Here is a 17,796-nt window from a genome sequence, read left to right on the forward strand (position 1 = left end):
TAGGCAACGGCCTTGGTAAGCTGAGTAAAATACTGTTAATCTGATAATTGCTCTTTTATGTCGTTTGAAGCCGACCTCATTCTCGCCGACGAATCCACGTATTCGGTGCGCCGCTTTAGCTGGGGCCTGCGCCAGCGTACGGATGCCGTTGGCCGCCCCGAGGCCCGGGTGCAGGGCGGGCAGCTCGAAGTAGTGCTCGACTCGGCCCCCACCGAGCTGCTGCACCACTGGGCCCTCGACGATACCAAGAAGCTGGGTGGGCAGCTCGTGGTGTACACCGATAGCAACCGGGGGGCCATCCGCAAAACCATCAAATTCAAGGATGCTTACTGCGTGGGGCTCCACAAAAACTTTGATGGCTCGACTTCGAACGTAGGCATGACCATGACGCTCAGCTTATCTGCCGACCAGATTAGCAGTGGCACCGTTTCTCTCAAAAATAGTTGGCCTACCTGAACAAGACGCGGCCGCTTGCGGGCCGGGCGTGAGCTTCCGGCCGCCGCCGAGTAAGCGGCCGTTCTTCCTAAAGCAATTCAGCCTCAATGAAACGGATGAGCCATGGGTAGGTGAGCCCCAGAAAAAGCAAAACCCCGGCAGATGCTGGGGTTTTGCTTTTTCTGGGGTGTTGTTAGTATAACGTGCTAGCGACCAAAGTAATACGTGCCACTGAAAAGCAGCTGCGATAGGCCAAAATTGGCCCCAAAGGTAGACGACTCGTATTTATCCGCATTGCCAATGCCGGTAATTTTCGTCGTGAGGTAAGAGTAGTTGAGTCCCCCGATAGAGGCACCAAGCGCCAGCTTTGGGATGGGAAAGAACACGAGGCCTGGTGTCAAGCCGGCATAAAAGCCGTTGGCGTTGTCATCGGAACCGTAGGGGGAGCGCGCCCGCTGATACCCCGCCCCCAGGGTGCCGGTAAAGCCAAATTGGTCGCTCACCATCTGGTAGTACTGCGCAAAAGCCCCAATTTGTAATTGGTTTGTCTTATTTGTGCTACCCGCGTACTGCGTATCAGTCTGATGATTAACCTGATAACTTCCGTTGATGCCAACTGCCAGGTTATCCGCTACAAAAAACCCCACGGAGGGCGCTATCGAGAACTGACTTTGCGTGTAGGTTGACTTGAAAGGAAAGTTGCCGTTACCAAAAGCGGGCCGGTCCTGGCTGGTGCGGAAGTAGCCCACGTTGCCCCCAAGCTGTATGGTGCCGGCCTTGATGGCCGTTTGGGCGTAGCCTGCCTGCGCCAGCCCAAGAAGAGCTGCGGTAGCAAAAAATATTTTCATGAAGAATGAAGTAGATGTGCGCCTCAATACGCTTGAGGATGCAAAAATAGTATCGCGGCTACCTAAGAGAACATAAAAAAACCGGCTCCTCAATACAGAGAAGCCAGTTTTTAAAATCAGTCGGGGTGGCAGGATTCGAACCTACGACCTCTGCGTTCCGAACACAGCGCGCTACCGGGCTGCGCTACACCCCGAAAAGTGCGGGGCCGGGGGGACGGCACCGCTATCGGAAATTTCCAAACTCAAAAAGATACCCTAAAAAAAGCCCCCGACCCGAAGGTCGGGGGCTTTTTTTAGGGGGCAACTTGTCCCTCGGTCGGAGTGGCAGGATTCGAACCTACGACCTCCAGCACCCCATGCTGGCGCGATACCAGGCTACGCTACACCCCGAGGGTTTTTGGAGTTGCAAAGGTAGGCAAACAAAAGCGGTTTCTGCAACGCTGGCCCACTATAATTTCGTAATCTGGCCCGAAAAAAGAGCTAACAGTGTAGTAGGCAACGCCTAAAAAATAGTAGGTGGCCCCGCGAAGTGGCATGCTGCGTGGTAGTGTACCTTTACCATTCCAAGTAAAACCAGCTGAGCAACATGCTCAAGTTCGCATTGCACTTATGAAATTAGTACGAACCGTAGTGGCGGGCCTGCTGCTGGCCCCGCTCGGCCTGCTGGCCCAAACTACCAAGCCGACCGTTCGCCGGCCCGCTGCGCCGGCCGCCCGCACTGCTACGCCAGCCGCCCGGCCGGCCACGCCAGCCCCGGCTCCGGCCGCTGAGGCAGAGGCTGCCCAGGTGCCGCTGGCACTGGCCCCTGTAACCCCCGCCCCCGACCCTAATGCCCTGAAAATCAAGGCTGACCAAAATCCCATTGCCCACACCCTCACGGTGCGCTGCGACGCGCCCGGCCCCACGCGCTTCGAAATCAACGACAAGGATGGCCGCCCCGTGCTCACCAAAACGTCGATGGTAGGTACTACGCCCGTGGTGATGAACGTGGCCTCGCTGCCCGCCGGCCCCTACGTGGTACGCTGCACCGCCGGCGAAAAGCGCGGCACTAGGCTCGTGCAACTCAGCAACTAAAGCCAGTACCCATACTAGTAGAAAGACCCCGTGACGCTAGTCGTCACGGGGTCTTTCTACTAGTATGGGTAAGCAAGGCGGTTACTCAGCCGTAGCTTCTACCTGAAGCTGGCGCTCGTAGAGGGCGCGGTAGAGGCCCTCGGGCTGGGCCATGAGGGCGGTGTGGGTGCCGTGCTGCACAATCTGGCCATCGTCGAGCACCAGGATTTCGTCGGCCAGCTTCACCGAGCTCACGCGGTGCGATATGATGAGGCTGGTGCGGTTGGCCATCACGCGCTGGAGGGCGCCCAGGATGGCGTTCTCCGTCTTGGTATCGACGGCGGAGAGGGAGTCGTCGAGGATGAGGATTTTGGGTTCTTTGACCAGGGCGCGGGCCATGCTCACGCGCTGCTTCTGGCCGCCCGAGAGCGTGATGCCGCGCTCGCCCACCTTGGTATCGAAGCCCTCGGGAAAGCGGATGATGTTCTCGTACACATCGGCGTCGCGGGCGGCTTGGGTCATGCGGGCCTCGTCGGGCTCTTCCAGGCCGAAGTTGATGTTACTGCGGATGCTATCCGAAAACAGGAACACGTCCTGCGGTACGTAGCCAATTTGCTCGCGCAGGCTGGTCAGCGAGTAGTCGCGCACGTCGGTGCCGTCCACTTTGATGTCGCCGCTCGTCACGTCGTAGAGGCGGCAGAGCAGGGCGGCAATCGTGCTTTTGCCCGAGCCGGTGTTGCCAATCACGGCCAGCGTTTGGCCCTGCCTGATGCGGAAGCTCACGTCGCGCAGGGCCTTGATACCGGTGTCGGGGTACGTGAACGTGACGTGGTCGAACACGATGTCGCCGCTGATTTCCTGGCTGATGTTCTGGCGCGAAACGATATCCGTTTTCTCATCCAGAAACTCGTTGATGCGGGCCTGCGACGCCTCGGCGCGCTGCACCAGCGAGGAAGTCCAGCCAAGCGCCGTAACGGGCCAGGTCAGCAGGTTGACGTAGATGATAAACTCGGCGATGCTGCCCGTGGTAATGGTGCCCCGGATAACCTCCTGGCCGCCAATCCAAACCGTGACGATGGTGCTGATGCCCACCAGAAACATGATGAGCGGGAAGAACAGCGAGTTTACAAAGTTGAGGCTTAAGGATTTATCCTTGTACTCGTTGGTGGCTACCTGAAACTGCTCGGCCGAGTCTTGCTGCCGCACAAACGACTTGAGCACCCGAATACCCGAAAAGGCCTCCTGCGTGAAGGTGGTCATGGCCGACAGCGACTTCTGGATTTCATCGGACTTACGCTCAATTAAGTTGTTGACGAAGAAGATGCTAACCGACAAAATGGGCAGAGGCAGCAGCGTGAGCAGCGTCAGCTTCACGTTCACCAGCAGCATGAGCGGCACCACGAGTACAAACAGCAGCACGAGCTGCAAGAAATACATGATGCCCGGCCCCAGGTACATGCGCACGCGGCCCACGTCTTCCGAAATGCGCGACATGAGGTCACCGGTGCTGTGGCGGCGGTAAAAGCTGAGTGGCAGCGACTGGTAGTGCTGGTAAATCTGGTTTTTCTGGTCGTTTTCGACGAGCCGCGACATCACAATGAGCGTCTGGCGCATGAAAAACAGAAAAATGCCCCGCAGCAGCGCCAGCGCAATAATTAACATGCCGTAGAACAGCACGTTGCGCCCAAACAGCTGGTACACGCCTACTTGCGCCTGCGTGCCCGCATACAAGTGGTAGAGGTCGAGGCCCTCATTTACCAGGTCGAAGGAGTAACGCACCAGCTGGGCCGGAAAAATGGTCAGCAGCGTGCTCAGAATCACAAAAAGCACCCCGCCGAGGAAGTGCCATTTGTAGCGAAAAATATGCGGATTGACGGCGGCTAAGGCGCGGGTGGGCATGGGCGGGGGAGGGGCAAGGGCCGGAAAACCGACCCGCAACCAAAAAAAAACGGGTACTTTTGTGGCCGCAACGCTGTTTAGGCTGGCTACGGCTGTTTAAACAAAGTTACGCCCCACTCTTCCCTCCCATTCCCACCCATTTCCCCATTTTACCCCTATGGTACTCGACGCGCCCACCCAGGCTCCCGCACCCATTTTTGAGCAGGTTGCCGAATTTCAGCACGAGCAAGTAGTGCATTGCTACGACCACGAAACTGGCCTCAAGGCCATTATCGGCATCCACAACACCGTGCTCGGGCCGGCGTTGGGGGGCACTCGCATGTGGCATTATGCCAACGAGGCCGAGGCCCTGCACGACGTGCTGCGCCTGAGCCGCGGCATGACCTATAAAGCCGCTATTTCGGGCCTGAACCTGGGCGGCGGCAAGGCCGTCATCATCGGCGACGCCAAGAAGCTGAAGAACGAAGCCCTGCTGCGCAAGTTTGGCCGCTTCGTTAACAACCTGAACGGCAAGTACATAACGGCCGAAGATGTGAACATGACCACCAAGGACATGGAATACATCCGGATGGAAACCAAGCACGTGGCCGGCCTGCCCGAGAGCATGGGCGGCAGCGGCGACCCTTCGCCCGTAACCGCCTACGGTACCTACATGGGTATGAAGGCCGCCGCCAAAAAAGCGTTCGGCTCCGATAGCCTCGCTGGCAAGCGCATTGCCGTGCAGGGCGTGGGCCACGTGGGCACCTACCTGCTGGAATACCTCCAGAAGGAGGGTGCGCAGCTGGTGCTCACCGACTACTACGAGGAGCGCGCTTACGAAGCCGCCAGCCGCTTCGGCGCCGTAGCCGTGGGCCTGGACGAGATTTATGACCAGGATGTGGACATCTACTCGCCCTGCGCGCTGGGGGCCACCATCAACGACGACACCATCGGCCGCCTGAAGTGCCGCGTTATCGCGGGCTGCGCCAACAACCAGCTGGCCATCGAAAACGAGCACGGCCCCGAGTTGGTGCGCCGCGGCATTGTGTATGCCCCTGATTTTCTGATAAATGCGGGTGGCCTCATCAATGTTTATTCCGAAGTAGTGGGTACCAGCCGCCAGGGCGCCCTCGCCCAAACCGAAAAAATCTACGACTACACCCTGCAAGTGCTCGACCGGGCCGAGCAGGAAAACAGCCACCCCCAGGCGGCTGCCATTCGCCAGGCCCAGGAGCGCATCGAAGCCGTGGGCAAAGTAAAATCGACTTATTAAAATTATGAGGTAAGAAAACAGTTGTCATTGCGAGCACCGCGAAGCAATCGCACCTACGCCATTCGGGTGGGTGTCGTGCCGATGCGATTGCTTCGCGGTGCTCGCAATGACAACTGTTTTCTTAGCTCATAACGCAGACATACTCACTAACCAACGAAATGCTCAACCGCCGTCTTCTCCGTATTAAAGTAATGCAGGCCCTTTATGCCTACCAGCAAGCGGTGGCCGCCGATTTGCTGCTGGCCCAGGACCGCATTGCGGCGGCTTTTGAGCCCGACCTCAGCGCCAAGGTCACGCCCGACCGCCGCCTGCTCGAAGGCCAGCGCAAAATGGGCGAAGCCCAGCTGCGCGAGTGGCACCGCACCGGCGAAATGCCCGAATCGGGCTCCGACGACCAGGACGTGGCCGAGGCCGTGCGCAACGCCGTGGCCTACTACCAACAAATGGTGAAGAAGGAAAACACTTTCTACGGCGGGCAGCTGCTGCACGGAGCCGAGAGCATTCACGACCAGTACCTGCACCTGCTCAACATGCCGCAGGCGCTGCTGGCCATTATTACGGAAGATAACGAGCGCGAAACCCGGCGCTTCACCGGCCCGCGCTTCGAAGTGAGCGACACAGCGCGCTTGTTTGAGAATGCGGCTTTCGTCAAGCTCAAGGAAAACGAGCAACTGCTGCAAACCACCATCAAGCACAAGCTGCAGTGGGATGATAGCGAGGAAATAGACGCCCTGCGCGAGGCCTGGCAGAAGGAGATGAAGCCTGACGCAACCGTGCAGGCCTACCTGGCCGGCAAAAACACGGGCCTCGTCGAAACCGACTACGAAACCGATATGGAGCTGCTGCGGCACCTTTACAAAGACTTCGTATTTAAGGGTGAAGCCCTGCCGCGCTGGCTCGAAAGCAGCGACCTGAACTGGGAGGAAAACCGGCCCATCGTGCGCAACCTGGTGCTGAAAACGCTGAAAATGCTGCCCCACGGTGCCGAGCCCACGCAGGAGTTGATGAACCTGAGCGCCAACTGGCAGGACGACCGCGACTTTGCCGAAACGCTCTACAACCAGACCCTGACCGACGACTCGAAATCGGAAAAGCTCATCTCCGACTCGACGCCCAATTGGGACGTGGAGCGGGTAGCTTTGCTCGATAAAATCATCCTCAAGATGGCCCTATGCGAGATGCAGCTCTTCCGCGGCATCCCCGTCAAGGTTACCATTAACGAGTACATCGAAATCAGCAAGATTTACAGCACCCCCAAGAGCAAACAATTCGTAAACGGGGTGCTCGACAAGCTGGCCCAGGACCTGGCCGCCAGCGGCGATATCCGCAAGTCGGGCCGCGGCCTGCTGGACAACCAGTAGTACTGTAGGGTAAGCTTTAGCTTGCCAGACGTCTGGCAAGCTAAAGCTTACCCTACATTCTTCCTAACCTTCTCTTTTTCACATCCTTGCACTCATGGCTAGCAAAACAACCACCGGACTGCTGTGCTTCACGGGCGGTGCCCTCGCCGGGGCCGCCGTTACCTTGCTCTACGCACCCGAAACCGGCCGCGAAACCCGCTCCTGGCTCAGCTACCAGCTGGAAAAATACCGCTCCGTGCTCGCCGACCTCACCGAAAGCCTCGTGACGGGCCGCGATAACGCGCCCTCCTCGGCCAAGAGCGAAGGTCAGCGCGTTATTCAGGACGCCAAGAGCAAAGCCGAGCAGCTGCTCGGCGACGTGGACCAGCTTATTAGTCAAATCAATTCGCGGCGAGCCCTCTAGGGCTTGGAGCCCAACGGCTTGTTATTTAGTAAGATGCTAAATAACAAGCCGTTGAGTTGCGAATATCGTTTTCTTTATCAATTTTCTGCACTATGCACCTCGTAACCCTCACGCCTGGCGACGGTATTGGCCCGGAAATCACCCGCGCCGTCCTCGACATTTTCGCCGCTGCCCAGGTGCCGGTTCAATGGGAAGAGCACAACGCGGGCATCACCACGCTGGAAAGCGAGGGTGCCTTGCTGCCCCAGTCGCTGTTTGACTCGCTGGAGCGTACCCGCGTGGGCCTCAAAGGCCCCATTACCACGCCGGTAGGCAAGGGCTTTCGCAGCGTAAACATTACCCTGCGCCAGAAGTACGACCTCTACCAGAACGTACGCCCGGCCAAAACCACGGAGGGCATCAACACGCCGTTTAAAGGCATTGATTTGGTGCTGTTTCGGGAGAATACCGAAGGGCTGTATTCGGGCCTAGAGCTGTGGGACGAGCGCCTGGGTATTGCCGATTCCATCAGCCGCAATACGGTGGAGGGCTGCCGCAAAATTTCGCGCGCGGCCTTCGCCTACGCCGCCAAGCACGGCCGCAAGCACGTGACGCTAGCCCACAAGGGCAACATCCTGAAGCAGGCCGGCAAGCTCATGATTGATGCCTGCAAGGAAGCCTCGGCCGAGTTTCCAGAGGTGACGTTTTACGACGACCGCATCATCGACAACATGTGCATGCAGCTGGTAGTCAAGCCCCAGCAGTTTGATGTAATTGTGACCACCAACCTGTTTGGCGATATTCTCTCCGACCTGTGCGCCGGCCTCGTGGGTGGCCTGGGCGTGGTAAGCGGTGCTAACATTGGCGACAACATGGCCATTTTTGAGGCCGTGCACGGCTCGGCCCCCGACATTGCCGGCCAGGGTAAAGCCAACCCCACCGCCTTGCTGCGCTCGGCCCTGATGATGCTGGAGCACCTCGGCGAAAAGGAGCACGCCACCCGCATTGAAGCGGCCCTCAATGAGACATTTCTGCACAAAGAGCAGTGCACCGGCGACCTTGGCGGCAAGGCTTCGACCACGGAGTTTGCCCAGCACATTATTGATAAGCTGAAGTAAAAATAGAATATCCCCCTAATCGTCCTACGGTGGCCCGCCGGGCCCCGTAGGATGCTGTGTTTATGCTGCGTTCCACTGTTTCTTCTTTTGCCCTAGCGGTCTTGCTGCTAGTGGGTTGCAACCGCGATAAAGCCACCGAGGCCGGTACCCAGGGCATGAACGCCGCCGCCGACGAGGCTGCCGCCGACGCCAAGGCCAACCCCACCATCGACAACCCCAACGTGGCCAGCGACACCGAAGCGCCCAACCCCAACGCGCCCGTACTCACGTTTGCCGAGGCCCAGTTCGACTTTGGCGACATCAAGCCCGGTAGCAAGGTGCAGCACACCTTCAAATTCACCAACACCGGTAAAACGCCCCTGCTTATTGCCGATGCCACGGCCAGCTGCGGCTGCACCACGCCCAGTTGGACCAAGGAGCCCGTGGCCCCTGGCGCCACCGGCGAGCTGCAAGTGCAATTCGACAGCCGCGGCAAGCAGGGCCTCATCAGCAAGCAGGTAACCGTGCGGGCCAATACCCAACCCAATACCAATACGATTTACATTAAAGGTAACGTATTGACTGATAAGTAGTTAAATGGCGCAAGGCGGAGGTAGTAACGTCGGCTGACTTGCTGCCCGCCGCGCTGCACTACTTTCTGCCTACCTTGTCCACTTAGTTTAAAAACCATGACTTTTCTTACCCTTTTGCTTCAGGCTGCGGTTAGCGGCAGCATCATGCAGTTCGTTTTTCCGGTCGCTATTGGCTTGGTGCTGTACTTTTTCATGATTCGGCCGCAGCAGCGCAAAACGGCCGATGCCAAGAGCTTCCGCGAGTCGCTGGTGAAGGGCACGCGCGTGGTCACCATCGGCGGCCTGCACGGCCTGCTGGTGGAAGTAGGCCCCGAAACCGTGCTGCTCGAAGTAGAGCGCGGCCAGCGCCTGCGCTTCGACCGTAGCGCCGTGGCCCGCGTAGCCGGCTCTACCACTACCGATACCGCCACGCCCGCTGCCAGCTAGCATGAGGCCCGCGCCGCCCCCCGCCGCGAGCGGCCGGGCCAGCCAGCTGCTGCGCCGCCTGCTGCAACCCCTGGCCGGGAAGGAGCCTAGCTTTTACCGCGCCGTAATAGCTTGCTTCTTGATTGCCAGCACGTTGTGGATGCTGCGGGAGCTGAGCAACAGCTACACGGCCTCGCTCGACTACCCCGTGCACTGGCACTACAATGCCCAGCGCTACCACCCGGCCCGGCCCCTGCCCGCCACCGTGCCCATCGAGGTGCGCGGCAACGGCTGGCGCTTGCTCAGCCGGGCCGTGGGCCTGCACCTGCTGCCCGCCGAGGTGCGCCTGCGGCTGCCTGGCACGCTTCCGCAGCGCTCGGCGCTACGGCCGCCGCTGCGCCGGGCGCTGGGCACCGTGCGCCTGGTGAGCCTACCCGCCGATTCGGCTAGCTACTACCTGGTGCCGGGCGGCGACGCTTCTTTAAATGTAGAATGAGGTATTGGGAAGAAGAAGTTCTCTTTTAGATTGATGGTAAGGTAGTTAAGGGGTATTTCCTAAAAAGATTCGCTAGCCAATTCTTCTTTCTAAATTCCTCATTCCAAATTCAAAAGCTATGCGGCGTATTGGGATTACGGGTGGCATTGGCTCGGGCAAGAGTATCGTGTCGCGGGTTTTTGCGGCGCTGGGTGCGCCTGTCTACGATTCGGACAGCCGGGCCAAGTGGGTGATGGCCAACGACTTGGTATTGCGCGAGCAGCTGCAAGCCGCTTTTGGGGATGAAGCTTACGATGCCGCCGGCCAGCTCAACCGGCCCTACCTGGCGCAGGTTGCCTTCAATGATGCCGCCCAGCTGGCGCGGCTTAATTCCTTGGTTCATCCCCGCGTGGGTGCGGACTTTGCCACCTGGACGGCCGCGCAGGCTGCCGCTGGCCACGCGTACCTGCTGAAGGAAGCCGCTTTGCTCTATGAGTCAGGCGCTTACAAGGGGCTCGATGCCATCATCACCGTGTTTGCGCCGCCCGAGGTGCGCACGGCGCGGGTGCGCAGCCGCGATGCCCATCGCTCGGCCGCCGAGGTGCAAGCCATTATGGACAAGCAGCTGAGCGAGGAAGAAAAGCTGCAACGGGCTGACTACGTGGTTTATAACGACGAGACGCAGCTGGTGCTGCCCCAGGTGCTGGCGCTGGACAAGGAATTTCGGGGTAAGAAATAGGAGTGAGCGAATAAGTGAATGAGCAAAAAAGAACGTCATGCTGAGCTTGCCGAAGCATCTCTACCGCATCGGTTGGACTGACCAATGATGCGGTAGAGATGCTTCGGCAAGCTCAGCATGACGTTCTTTTTCAATTACTTACTCACTCACCGAATAATCGGGTAGCGCTCGAAGGGCCGGTCCACGAATAGCTTGCGGTAGGTGGCGTGGGTTTTCACGATTTTGGCCCCGATGCTGCGAGTGGTCACGAGCATGCGGGGGTTAAAATCGCCAATCCAGTTCATTTCGATGTTGGCGTAGCCGGCTTCGATGAAGCGTTTTTGCTCCCAGGTGAGCAGGGCCTGGTCCACGCCTTTGCCTTGGTAATCAGGAATTACGCCGTAGATAATGCCGAGGAGTTTTTTATCCTGTCGCTTTAGGTAGCGCCAGCGCTGCCACACGAAGCGCAGCTTGCCCACCAGGTTGAGACGGTGGCCGATGTGCTTGAAAATCTGGTTGAGCTCGGGCAAACTCAGGAAGAAAGCCACCGGCTGGTCATTGTGGTAGGCGAAGGCCAGCAGGCGCTCGTCGATGACGGGCTTCATCTCGCGCACTAGGTGGCGGGCCTGCTCGATAGTCATGGGCTTCACGCCGGCGTGGCGGCCCCAGGCCAGGTTATACACGTGGTGAAAATCCTGAGCCATTTTCTCGGGCTCGGCCTTGCGGGCGTAGGCAAAGCGGTAGGCGCTATCGGCCTCGAAGCCGGCCAGCTTTTGGTGAAAGCTGGGGTGCAGCGGCATCTCGACCGGGCGGTGGCAGGTGTACTGCTTGAAGTAGAGCTGAAAGCCGCAGCTTTCAAACAGCTGTTGGTAATAAGCTGGGTGCCAAAACATTCCGTAGTTGGGCTCGCGGTCGAAGCCGTCAATCAGCACGCCCCAGAAGCGGTCGCGGTCGCCGAAGTTGATGGGGCCATCCACGGCCAGCATGCCGCGGGCGCGCAGCCAGGCGCAGGCCACATCAAACAGCTCGGTGGCGGCGGCCTGGTCGTCGATACACTCAAAAAATCCCAGGCCGCCGGTGGGCAGCGTGGCATCGGTGACGGAGGCGGTGAGCGGGTTGACGAAGGCCGCAATGCGGCCAATTACCACGCCTTGCGCGTCGGTGAGCAGCCAGCGCTGGGCTTCGCCCCCAGCGGCAAAAAGCTGATTCTTAACGGGTTCGAATACTGCCTCCACCTCATTGTCGAGCGGACCAATGTAGGCGGGCGCGTGGCGGTGCAGGTGGTGGGGCAGGCGGCAAAACTGGCGCCGCTGGGCAGCGGACTTAACTTCGAGCAAGGGCATGGCGCAAAATTACGGTGTGGGGTGGGCCGCGGCCGGCGGGTTGCGCTGGCGGAAAGCCGCCGCAGCCGGCGAAAGCGGCCCAGCCAGTGAATCAACCCGGAAGATGGACAGCGCCTTGACCCGGCCGCTGGGCCGGTAGGCCAGTACCTCGGGGCCCAGCGAGTCGGCATACGACTGCGGGTGCCAGCGGTAAAAGGTGAGGAAGTAGCGCGCCTGCTGCCAGTCGCCCACAATGCGAATGCGCTGCTGCTGGGCGGGCGTTAGCAGCTGCCGATTGTTGTACACCAGGCCCGGTATCGCCTCGCCCACCGTGATAACGGGCGAGGCATCGTGGCGCAGCAGCCACTCCAGGCCATAATGCACGCTGCCACCCCAGTAGTCGCGCTCGAATAGCCGCTCGGCCGCCGGGGTGCTCAGGCAGCTGAAATACACCTGCTGGTTGGGGTAGGCGCGCACCATGAACCACACCGTGCGGCCGGTTTCGAGCCCCAGCAGCGCCACCGCCGCGCCCGCCACCCAGCGCCAAGCCGGGCGCTGTTGCCAGGCCTGGCCCAGGGCGCGGGCCCCGCGCAAGGCCAGTAGCAGCAGGGCCGGATACACGAAGTAAACGTGCCGCCAGCCATCGTACACCACGGCGTGCGTGGCCATAATGGCCCCGATGGGCCCGAGCAGCCAGGCCAGCAGCAGGGCATCGAGCCAGGCCCCCGGGCGGCGCAGGGCGGCGCGGCCGTGGCGAGCCAGCGCGCGCAGGCCCGTGCCCAGGCCCAGCGTGCTCAGCACCAGGTAGGGCAGCGGAATGGTAATGAGCATCCACACCGGCAGGTAGTGCCAGGGCAAGTGGTGTACGCTCAGGAAATGGCCGGCGTAGAGCACCGTATTCTCCCAAGGGAAGCTAGTGGTGCGGCCCAACACGTAGAGCAGGCGGGCGGCGGGGTCGGCCCAGAGATAGGGCCAGCCCAGCACGGTGAAGGCGGCCGTTGCCAGGCCGTAACATGCGAAAAGGGCTAGGCGGCGGCAGGCGGGGGTGGGGCGGGCCAGGGGGGCACTGGCTTGCAGCAGCAGCGCGGCGGCCGTGAAGGCAGTGAGCAGTACCAGGCCGGTGAGGCGCACGTCGGCGGCCAGGGCGGTGGCGGCGGCGTGGGCCAGGGCGCGGGGCACGGTGGGGCGCTGGGCCAGGCGCACGAGCGTGAGCATGCCCAGGGCGAAGGCGGCCATAAACACGATGTCTTTGCCGTTGAAGAAGGCTTCGGCAAAAAAGCGGGGGGTGGCCACCAGCGCCCCGGCGGCCAGCAGCGGCAGCCAGCGGGCGGCGGGATAGCGCAGGCGGGCCAGGCGGTAGGTGACTACCACGCCGCCCGCAAAGACAAGGAAAACCAGCAGATGCCGCAGGCGGTAGTACCCCGCCGGGCTGCTGGGGTAAAGCAGGTGGCCCAGCAGGGCAGCGGGCAGCTCAAAGGCCACGCCGTGGTCGAAACCAGACCATTTGGCCTCGATGGGCGCGGCCATGCCGGGGGGCATGCGAGCCTGCACCAGGGCTGGGGGCAGCAGAAAATCGGCCGCTAAGTACAGGTTGTAAACGCCGTTGTCGTGGTCAACCGGCTCGTCCCAGGTGAGGCCGTAGCCGCGGTAGAGGCTGGCCCCCAGCAGCAGCAGGGCCACCAGCAAGCCGCCCGGCAGCCAGCGCTGCCAGCGTGCGCGCCGCGCCTCCGGATAAAAATTAGCCATAAGGCCCGCAAGTTACGGGTGCCCCACGGTCTGGGTGGGGTACAACTACCGGCGGCGGCGGCGCGTTAAAAGCGCTGTTTTCAGCCTCTAGCAGCACGCCCATGAAACGAGCCGACCTCATCGCGACCATCATCAACCGCCAAAACCGCGTGGTGTACACCCTGCTGGTGGTAACAGCGGCTATTGGCCTAGCCTGGGTGCTGTGGCGGCACCAATACCTGGCGGCCCACAGCAGCCCGGCCTCCGTGGCAGTGCCGGCGGCCCCGGCCCGCTAGCCCACCAGGCAGCCCCAAGGGAGCTGGCAGTGGCTAGCGTAATAATGCAATTGGTATTAAGTTTTTATTAAGTTGTACTTATCGTGCAAGTGCTTGGCGCCGCTTTCGCGTGGCAAGCGGGTAAGGGCGTGGCTTTTACGAATAAATTAAGGGTATATTTCGACTTGCTAACTGCTCTGGCTATGTCGATTACTACTCCTGTTTCCTGCGTTATCGTTGACAACAACGAGATAGACCTGTATTTGACGGAGCACCTGGTCGAGCTCAACAAGTCGCTGCGCCTGCTGGCATCCTTCACCGATGCCCACGCGGCGCTGCATTACCTGCAGGCCCATCCCGAGGTAGAGCTGCTGCTGCTCGACATTGAGATGCCCGGCCTTTCGGGCCTGGAGCTGATGCAGCAGCTGGCGCGCCCGCACCCGGCGGTGGTCATCATCAGCACGCACCGCGACTTTGCCGTGGAGGCGTTTGACCTGCACGTGGCCGACTACCTGCTGAAGCCGGTGATGCACACCCGCTTCGAGGAGGCCATTGCGCGACTGCCGCTGCGGGCCGCGCCGGCCAGCGAGCTGGCCCCGCCGCCACCTGCTGTGCCCGCCGAACTGGCCGGCGACCTTGACCGGGCCGGCCACGACCTGTTTGTGAAGGTCAACAACCGGTTGCTGCGGCTCAATTTCGACGATGTGCTCTACATTGAGGCCATGTCTACGTATTCGGTGCTGGTGACGGCCCGCCAAAAGCACATCGTCCACTACACGCTCAAGAGCATTGTGGAGCGGCTGCCCTTCGCGCACTTTCGGCGGGTGCACCGCTCCTACGTGGTCAATACCAAGCTCATCGATAGCATTGAGGACAACGTGCTCACGCTGGCCGGCCACGAGGTGCCGCTGGCCAAGTCGTACCAGGATGAGCTTTATCACTCGCTGAGAAGCCTGTAAATCAACGCAATGCCTACGGCAGGTGGCTAGGCAGTACGTGCAGGGCCGCGTCGATGTGGTCGGCCAGCTGGTGGGCCGCCCGGGCAAAGGCCACCGCCACGGGCCCCGTGGCCGGCGGGGCCGTGCGCAGGGTAGCCAGGCTGGCTTCGGTGTGCTGAATGCCCAGCACCTGAATATTGGAGCGCAGGTGGTGCACCAGTGCGGCCACCTCGGGCCAGCGGCCCTCGTCGGCCGCGGCGCGTAAGTCGGCCAGCAGGGGCGGCGTATTGCGCAAGAACGCGCTGATAATCTTGGTGATAAGCGCCTGGTTGCCCTGCGCCTGCCCGTGCAGGTAGGTGAAGTCGAAGCTAGCCGGCGCGGGGGCCGGCCGGTAGGCCGCCAGCTTATGGTAGAGGCTATCCTCTTCAAACGGCTTGGTAAGGTAATCAGTAAAGCCGGCCGCCAGGTAGCGCTCCGCATCGGCCCGAAACGCATTGGCAGTGAAGGCAATAGCGGGGGTAGCCGCGCGCCGGGAGTCGGGGTGCTGGCGCAACCGCGCCAGCACCTCCAGGCCCGTCATGCCCGGCATCTGAATGTCGAGTAGCACCACGTCGAACGGCTGGGCGGCCAGCAGGGCCAGGGCGTCGGGGCCGTTGCTGGCCTCGTGCAGCGCAGTGCCCCAGTCGTCGAGCAGGTAGCGCGCCACGCTGCGGTTTATCTCGTTGTCATCTACCAGCAGCACCCGCAGGCCAGCTAGGCTGCCCGTGCGGCTGGCAGCCACCAGGGGCAAGCGGGGGCGCAGCTCGGGCACGGCCTTGGGCAGGGTAAGCACCAGCGTAAACGTGCTGCCCGCCCCCGGCTGGCTGGCCACGGCCAGCGTGCCGCCCATTTGCTGCACCAAGGCGCGGCAAATGCTGAGCCCCAGCCCCGAGCCGCCGTATTTGCGCTGAATATCAGCGCTTTCCTGAATAAAGAACTCGAATATTAACTCCTGCTTGTCGGCCGCAATGCCACTGCCACTGTCGGCTACTTCTATTTGCAGGGTGAGCGTGCTGGCAGTTTGGGTGAGCACCTGGCTGCGCACGTGCACGTAGCCGCTATCGGTAAACTTGAGGGCGTTGCCCACCAGGTTGACCAGCACCTGGCTGAGGCGGTGGCCATCGCCGAGCACCCAGGGGTAGGGCGCGGGCTGGCCCACGGGCACAAACTTGAAGTCGAGGTTCTTCTCGGTGGCCTGCCAGGCCAGCAGGGCCAGCGCCTCGCTGGCCACCTGGCAAAACTCGAACGGCGCGTGGTCGAGCTCCAGCTTGCCGCTCGTTATCTTGCTCATATCCAGCACGTCGTTGAGCACACTTAGCAAAAAGTGGCCCGAGGTGCGCACAATGCTCAGGAGCTGCTGCTGCTGGCTGTCGAGGGGCGTTTTGGCCAGCTGCGCCGCCATGCCCAGCACCCCGTTGAGCGGCGTGCGGATTTCGTGGCTCATGTTGGCCAAAAACGTTTCCTTGGCGGCGGCGGCGGCCTCGGCCGTTTCCTTGGCTTGCTGCAAGGCGCGCCCGGCCCGGTAGCGGGTCGTTATATCAGTCAGATACACATTAACATAGCCCGCCGCTTCAAACGGCACTACGTAGGCCTGCATCACGCGGCTGTGGGCCAGCGGCAGCTCGGCTTCGAGGGGCTGGTTGCTGCGCAGGGCCGCCTGCGTGAGGGCCAGCAGCTCGGCTTGTTGCAGGGGGGCGGTGGCCAGCTTGGCCCACAGCCGCTCGGCGGCCGGGTTGGCGTACAGCTGCTCACCGCCCACCCCAAAGCGCAGCACCGGGTTGGGGTTCTGGTCCGGAATGCAGGCCAGCTCCTGCAGGCGCTGAAAAAAATCGCCTTGGTTGGTGGCATCGCGGCAGCTGAGGAGGTAGCCGCCACCCGCCGCGGGTAGTGCCTGCACTTTCAACACAACTTCTTGAAGGCCAAGTAGTCGCAGCCGTACGTGCTGCCCGGTAGGGTGGGCCAGCAGGCGGTCAAACGCCGCGGGGTCGGCTAGGCACGCCCGCACCTGGGCCTCCACGAGCGCGGCGGGCTGGCCCACCCAGTGGGCCGGCGGCTGGCTAAGTCCAAACAAGGTGTAGAGCGCCGTATTGACCAGGCGTACCCGCTGGGCGTCGTTCACGAGCAATAGGCCGTCGCTGGCATCGGCCAGGCTTTCTTCGAGCAGGTGGTGCGCGGCGGCAGTTTTGGCATGCGCGGCCGCCAGCTCCCGTTCCAGCTCCTGAATGCGCTGGCGGGCCGCCACCTTGCCAATGGGCTCGTGCAGGGTGTGCAGCAGGCTGTCGGAAGAAGTAGGCATTAGGAAAAGATAAATAAAGCTTGTTAAGGTACCAAAATAGTCAGCCGCTAGGGCGAAATAGTAGCTAAAGCAAGCCTTTAAGTGAGCGAACGGTTGGCCTGGATAGCTGAACTGAGTTGGGCAGCTTTGGAGGGTGCCTGCTCGTAGCGGGCGGCGCCGGTACCGGCTGGCATATGGAGGGTCGGCTTCTGGATACCGCATCCCCTGATTCACCCTTTGGGAGTAGTGGCAAGCCTACCAGCCCGCTACTTTTATCATGCTTCAGCCTGCCAAGGTAGCTACCAGTCAATCAATAGCTTGCTTTACGCTAAGGAGCACTCGGTGGGCTGCCAACGGCTGCTTGCAAGAATATCTCTCTCACTCTTTTCTAACTATGAAAAAAAAATACTTTCTGCCGGTAGTCCACGCTTCGCGTGCTACCCCCCGCCCCGGTTTGGCCCCGCTGGCAACCTAGCGCCCCCTCCAAGTACTTGGCCCCAGGGCTAGCCTGGTCCATTGCCCGGCTAGCTGAGCCACGGATGAGCGAAAGCTCATTCAACCAATACCTTAGAATGGATTTGCAGGACCGTGGCTATACAAGCCCCAGCGTACCTGCGCCCTGGGTTTTGGGCCTGCCCCCGGTGGCCGCCCCAAGTAGTTACCCGGCCGTAGGCGGCCCCACCGCCCGGCCGCTCTTTATGTTA

17 protein-coding genes and 2 tRNA genes are annotated in these 17,796 nt (G+C 61.1%); 12 read left to right on the forward strand and 7 right to left on the reverse strand.

All coding sequences use genetic code 11. The annotated features are described in order from the left end of the window. The first annotated feature begins 57 nt into the window (after positions 1-57). Positions 58-456 (forward strand): type VI secretion system tube protein TssD, encoded by a 399-nt coding sequence (tssD, locus tag ACYVGC_RS05495; RefSeq protein ID WP_460582787.1) that lies wholly within the window; start codon positions 58-60, stop codon positions 454-456. A 185-nt stretch (positions 457-641) separates the two neighbouring features. Here tssD and ACYVGC_RS05500 read toward each other — a convergent pair whose 3' ends face one another. The 3 genes from ACYVGC_RS05500 to ACYVGC_RS05510 all read right to left on the reverse strand — a co-directional run bounded on the left by ACYVGC_RS05500 (position 642) and on the right by ACYVGC_RS05510 (position 1,673). Then, a complete protein-coding gene (locus ACYVGC_RS05500; protein ID WP_460582788.1) occupies positions 642-1,283 on the reverse strand; it encodes a hypothetical protein in 642 nt (213 codons plus the stop codon). 120 nt (positions 1,284-1,403) lie between these two features. Then, positions 1,404-1,477, reverse strand: a tRNA-Pro gene (locus ACYVGC_RS05505). Positions 1,478-1,599: 122 nt separating this feature from the next. Next, positions 1,600-1,673: transfer RNA gene (locus ACYVGC_RS05510), tRNA-Pro, on the reverse strand. A gap of 219 nt (positions 1,674-1,892) precedes the next feature. Here ACYVGC_RS05510 and ACYVGC_RS05515 point away from each other — a divergent pair. Beyond that, positions 1,893-2,357, forward strand: a complete 465-nt coding sequence (locus tag ACYVGC_RS05515; protein WP_460582789.1) for a hypothetical protein — start codon at positions 1,893-1,895, stop codon at positions 2,355-2,357. An 81-nt stretch (positions 2,358-2,438) separates the two neighbouring features. On the opposite strand, the gene ACYVGC_RS05520 is transcribed toward ACYVGC_RS05515, so the two are convergent. Further along, positions 2,439-4,235: an ABC transporter ATP-binding protein gene (locus ACYVGC_RS05520; protein ID WP_460582790.1), complete on the reverse strand. Its 1,797-nt coding sequence runs from the start codon at positions 4,233-4,235 to the stop codon at positions 2,439-2,441. 157 nt (positions 4,236-4,392) lie between these two features. Between ACYVGC_RS05520 and ACYVGC_RS05525 the strand changes: the two genes are divergently transcribed. The 8 genes from ACYVGC_RS05525 (at position 4,393) to coaE (ending at position 10,539) form a co-directional block, all read left to right on the forward strand. Next, positions 4,393-5,487: a Glu/Leu/Phe/Val family dehydrogenase gene (locus tag ACYVGC_RS05525; protein WP_460582791.1), complete on the forward strand. Its 1,095-nt coding sequence runs from the start codon at positions 4,393-4,395 to the stop codon at positions 5,485-5,487. A 191-nt stretch (positions 5,488-5,678) separates the two neighbouring features. Continuing rightward, positions 5,679-6,848, forward strand: coding sequence for a transcription antitermination factor NusB (gene nusB / locus ACYVGC_RS05530; RefSeq protein ID WP_460582792.1), 1,170 nt, complete (start codon positions 5,679-5,681; stop codon positions 6,846-6,848). Positions 6,849-6,942: 94 nt separating this feature from the next. Next, the gene (locus tag ACYVGC_RS05535) at positions 6,943-7,251 is read left to right on the forward strand and encodes a YtxH domain-containing protein (RefSeq protein WP_283565101.1); all 309 of its coding nucleotides are present in this window, start codon (positions 6,943-6,945) and stop codon (positions 7,249-7,251) included. 92 nt (positions 7,252-7,343) lie between these two features. Beyond that, a complete protein-coding gene (locus tag ACYVGC_RS05540) occupies positions 7,344-8,348 on the forward strand; it encodes an isocitrate/isopropylmalate dehydrogenase family protein (protein WP_460582793.1) in 1,005 nt (334 codons plus the stop codon). Between the two features lie 62 nt (positions 8,349-8,410). Further along, on the forward strand, positions 8,411-8,920 hold the full coding sequence (locus ACYVGC_RS05545; RefSeq protein ID WP_460582794.1) for a DUF1573 domain-containing protein: 510 nt from the start codon (positions 8,411-8,413) through the stop codon (positions 8,918-8,920). Between the two features lie 96 nt (positions 8,921-9,016). After that, the gene (yajC, locus tag ACYVGC_RS05550) at positions 9,017-9,346 is read left to right on the forward strand and encodes a preprotein translocase subunit YajC (protein ID WP_460582795.1); all 330 of its coding nucleotides are present in this window, start codon (positions 9,017-9,019) and stop codon (positions 9,344-9,346) included. A gap of 1 nt (position 9,347) precedes the next feature. Beyond that, positions 9,348-9,821: a hypothetical protein gene (locus tag ACYVGC_RS05555; protein ID WP_460582796.1), complete on the forward strand. Its 474-nt coding sequence runs from the start codon at positions 9,348-9,350 to the stop codon at positions 9,819-9,821. A gap of 118 nt (positions 9,822-9,939) precedes the next feature. Then, on the forward strand, positions 9,940-10,539 hold the full coding sequence (gene coaE / locus ACYVGC_RS05560) for a dephospho-CoA kinase (RefSeq protein WP_460582797.1): 600 nt from the start codon (positions 9,940-9,942) through the stop codon (positions 10,537-10,539). Positions 10,540-10,685: 146 nt separating this feature from the next. On the opposite strand, the gene ACYVGC_RS05565 is transcribed toward coaE, so the two are convergent. Beyond that, positions 10,686-11,861, reverse strand: coding sequence for a hypothetical protein (locus ACYVGC_RS05565; protein WP_460582798.1), 1,176 nt, complete (start codon positions 11,859-11,861; stop codon positions 10,686-10,688). Positions 11,862-11,870: 9 nt separating this feature from the next. After that, the gene (locus ACYVGC_RS05570; RefSeq protein WP_460582799.1) at positions 11,871-13,586 is read right to left on the reverse strand and encodes a hypothetical protein; all 1,716 of its coding nucleotides are present in this window, start codon (positions 13,584-13,586) and stop codon (positions 11,871-11,873) included. A gap of 101 nt (positions 13,587-13,687) precedes the next feature. On the opposite strand from ACYVGC_RS05570, the gene ACYVGC_RS05575 reads away from it, so the two are divergent. Beyond that, positions 13,688-13,861: a hypothetical protein gene (locus tag ACYVGC_RS05575; RefSeq protein ID WP_460582800.1), complete on the forward strand. Its 174-nt coding sequence runs from the start codon at positions 13,688-13,690 to the stop codon at positions 13,859-13,861. 182 nt (positions 13,862-14,043) lie between these two features. Beyond that, on the forward strand, positions 14,044-14,799 hold the full coding sequence (locus ACYVGC_RS05580) for a LytR/AlgR family response regulator transcription factor (protein ID WP_460582801.1): 756 nt from the start codon (positions 14,044-14,046) through the stop codon (positions 14,797-14,799). 13 nt (positions 14,800-14,812) lie between these two features. On the opposite strand, the gene ACYVGC_RS05585 is transcribed toward ACYVGC_RS05580, so the two are convergent. Beyond that, entirely contained in the window at positions 14,813-17,113 is a 2,301-nt protein-coding gene (locus ACYVGC_RS05585; protein WP_460582802.1) for a response regulator, read from the reverse strand. Between the last annotated feature and the right edge of the window lie 683 nt (positions 17,114-17,796).

It is taken from the genome of Hymenobacter arcticus, assembly GCF_054779975.1.